The organism is Pseudoalteromonas sp. NBT06-2 (assembly GCF_002276045.1).
Classification (GTDB): Bacteria; Pseudomonadota; Gammaproteobacteria; order Enterobacterales; family Alteromonadaceae; genus Pseudoalteromonas.
Genome location: NZ_NQMR01000304.1, coordinates 1 through 2541, shown reverse-complemented (window position 1 = coordinate 2541; position 2541 = coordinate 1). Strand labels below are relative to the sequence as shown.

At 34.2% G+C, this 2541-nt stretch carries 3 protein-coding genes; 1 reads left to right on the top strand and 2 read right to left on the bottom strand.

Annotation, left to right across the window (positions count from 1 at the left end):
• Positions 1 to 133: 133 nt before the first annotated feature.
• Positions 134 to 886 (bottom strand): hypothetical protein, encoded by a 753-nt coding sequence (locus CJF42_RS25610; protein WP_095369315.1) that lies wholly within the window; start codon positions 884 to 886, stop codon positions 134 to 136.
• 504 nt (positions 887 to 1390) lie between these two features.
• On the opposite strand from CJF42_RS25610, the gene CJF42_RS25605 reads away from it, so the two are divergent.
• Complete coding sequence (locus tag CJF42_RS25605; RefSeq protein WP_095369314.1) at positions 1391 to 1807, top strand: hypothetical protein; 417 nt, start codon at positions 1391 to 1393, stop codon at positions 1805 to 1807.
• Positions 1808 to 2173: 366 nt separating this feature from the next.
• Here the strand turns inward: CJF42_RS25605 and CJF42_RS25600 are convergent, their stop codons facing one another.
• Positions 2174 to 2503 carry a hypothetical protein gene (locus CJF42_RS25600; protein ID WP_095369313.1) on the bottom strand — a complete coding sequence of 110 codons (330 nt, stop codon included), beginning with the start codon at positions 2501 to 2503 and terminating at the stop codon, positions 2174 to 2176.
• Between the last annotated feature and the right edge of the window lie 38 nt (positions 2504 to 2541).

Sequence of the window (2541 nt, the reverse complement as noted above, 5' to 3'; positions counted from 1 at the left end):
AACCGAGCAGACTTAGTTATTTCGTACTGAATGGTATTTTTTGTAAAAGTGGGAATCACCGCACGCTTTGTTTTGTATCTGAAAAACAGCTATGCAATTTAAGCAACGCATAGCTGTATATAATTTTTATAGGTTAGCATTTGCTAAAGTATGCAGTACGAGGAGTAGAAGTTTTATTCCAAGCGTCATAAAAACTCCACTCAGCTTTATCATTATTATGGCGTGCAAAGAAGTTATCTATACGATCGAACGAATTTGGAGAACCTGGATAAGAGGTGTTTCGTACTAATTCTGTTACTTGTTCAATTTGTCCACCGGAGCGACAATTTGTATACCATGCGTATTCAGTAGTATATGAGTCAATGCGATCAGTATACTTCCAATATACTCTATCTTTAACTGAAATAACGTCAGAAATAGAATCATTTACGCCGTTTGGCCAAGGCTGAAACTTGGCAAATTGAGTAACTAGATTTCCGTCACAATAATACGCTCCTCTTGTGCTAGTTTTATTATACTCACATTGGTGGTCAATAAAAACACTTACTCGACCATGTGAACTGGTAAAACAGTTTTGCCCGTTTTGATCACAAACTTCGACTTCTATTGTTTGAGTGCCACTTATAGTGTTCGGACCTCGAACATCGCTAGTTGTAGTTAGTCCTCTACGGTATTTATATTTAGGCTCGCCTGATGGTTTATAAACATATAGATTATATGTCTGATTGGGATACTTATTGGGATAGTATCTAGACCAATCTATCGTTACTGACTCATTTATGTTTATTTTTGATGGTGTTGCTATGACATAGGATGAGGCTAATGAATTAGTGCTAATTATAGATAACGCGAGGGCTGCAGACGATAGTTTTATTATTTTTAACATTTTTAAATCTTTCCTTTGATTTTTCGAGTAGGCATTATAACTTTTAGAGGTTACATGTAAATAAATTCTCTAAAAAAACAAAGATTAATAGGTAATGTGGTTTAATTTAACTGCTCCAACAGTCAATTCTAAATCAATTTTCATTATGCACTTAGCTACTAGTGCAGCTTTTGCACAATTGTGATGCAAAAAAATCCCTTAACTACACTTTTTAATGAATCACTTTTAGTTATTTTGATGCGGATAACCGCATCAGTCTGGGGGTATTTTGTACGGTTCACTTTTATCACAAAGAATACGTTAGATTTTGAGATCCTAACGTCAACTCAGAGCCTAAAGGCCGTATCTTTACAAGAATAATTGCCCTTAAAAATATTAAATGATAAGCTACTAATATTATTGATAATTATCTTGAGTATTAGGTTTTATTTTTGAAGTAAACAACTTATATACCCAAACTCATCATATTTATCTTTTATATTTCAATCTAAAAATGGAGATAAGATGAAAAAAATCATATTACTTGTACTTGGGGTGTTTTTAGCCGGTTGTTTAACAACAGGAGATAATCCTCCTCTTCATTTTTACAGTGGTAATAAAATACCAACAGCCGAACTAGGTTCAATATTATCTTTTACAAATATTGTTGTTGATGGCGTAGAAAACCCATCAGCTAACCTTATTCAATCAATAAATGGGAAGTCAGTGGGTTATGATAGTCAAATCATTTATTTAAAACCAGGAAAACATAAAATTGAATATAGTTTTAAGTATGTTTTGGCTTGGAGTTTTTCTTCTTCAACAAGTGCTGGCGCCAGTGAAATTATTGACCTAACAGTTAAAAAAGGAAAGCGATATAAAATACAGCCTCAAATAGATAGCGAAAAAGAAATCGTAAATTGGAATATATCTGAAATATAAGTACTGACCCTAAAGGTCACAAAACGCTTGGCTACTTTTCTTCATTGTTAACTTAGTCAAGCTCTAGTTGACGTTACTGATAAAAAATCTGATTTCAATAACTATTTGTAGCAATTTCAAATGTTAAAATAGGAGACGCATTTTAAATGGAAAGAGTACTATCCGTTATATTTTGGATGGTATTTTTTTGAAGAAGTTATGTTTTGCACGCTAAAAAGCGTGCAAACTTAGTTATTTTGATGCGGATAACCGCATCAATCTGGGGGTATTTTGTGCGGCTGCTTAATATTGACTTAAGCATGGGCTTGTTCAACAACAGGATTAAGTCGCGGCTGCGCGCGACCTAATCCTTGTTTATTATATTAACTATCGGTAACTCACAGAATATACGTGACAATATTTTCCTGATGATCCTGACCATATTTGATCTGTGTGTCCAGTAACTACAATATCCTTGTTTGCATGGTACGCAGCTAATAAAATACTCAGGTTTGCCTGAAAGCCTGGATCAGTTTTTTTAAGCCAATAACCGGCAAGGCAACTCGGACCATTACCACTCAACTTTACTATCACATCCCCGCCCCCATATTCTGAATACGAATAAAGCTTATTTATTTTAGATTGTGAAGATGACTCTGTGGCAGCAGCTGCTGCACCTGAAAATAAAAGACATATTATAAACAACGTTTCTCTCATTTTTTAATTCTCCTTAAATATAACGCCTTACTAAGAGG

What these genes read in the sequence shown, in the direction of transcription:
- CJF42_RS25605 (WP_095369314.1), top strand. Translation starts at nt 1,391, where the DNA reads ATGAAAAAAATCATATTACTTGTACTTGGGGTGTTTTTAGCCGGTTGT.
- CJF42_RS25600 (WP_095369313.1), bottom strand. Translation starts at nt 2,503, where the DNA reads ATGAGAGAAACGTTGTTTATAATATGTCTTTTATTTTCAGGTGCAGCA.
- CJF42_RS25610 (WP_095369315.1), bottom strand. Translation starts at nt 886, where the DNA reads ATGTTAAAAATAATAAAACTATCGTCTGCAGCCCTCGCGTTATCTATA.